The organism is Dellaglioa sp. CoH-55-MRSF-7 (assembly GCF_056782235.1).
This window is the reverse complement of sequence record NZ_JBXAYI010000097.1, coordinates 1-359: the sequence shown is the minus strand read 5'-3', so window position 1 is coordinate 359 and position 359 is coordinate 1. Positions and strand designations below refer to the sequence as shown.

Here is a 359-nt window from a genome sequence, read left to right as displayed (position 1 = left end):
CGAACATATTCTTGATGATCTTTGCGAGCTTTCCCCGGCTCGGAATCTGCTGAAGGTTAGGTCCCATCGACGCGAGACGGCCGGTTACCACCGCCCATACCGAATAGTCAGGCCGCAGGTGATTGTCCTTGGCTGCGTCCATGTTCGTCGTAAGCCGTTTGAACCAGCCCTTCGCATACGTGGACAACAGCTTCGTCAGCGCCTGATAGTCGCCGTACAGACCAACGATCTTGTTCTTGTCGCGGTAATGCGCAACGAATTCCTTGTCGATGGCATCTGCCCCGGTCTTCGTCTTCGACAAGGGTTCGAGTCCGAGGATGTCGAAAAAGAGCTTTGCCTTGTGTGGCGTCCGACTCAGT

1 protein-coding gene is annotated in these 359 nt (G+C 55.2%); it reads right to left on the bottom strand.

What is annotated here, in order from left to right:
• Positions 1-301, bottom strand: a 301-nt coding sequence (locus AC1RPU_RS08030; RefSeq protein ID WP_481769646.1) for a DNA polymerase, incomplete at its 3' end; no start/stop codon positions are given.
• Positions 302-359 lie beyond the last annotated feature (58 nt).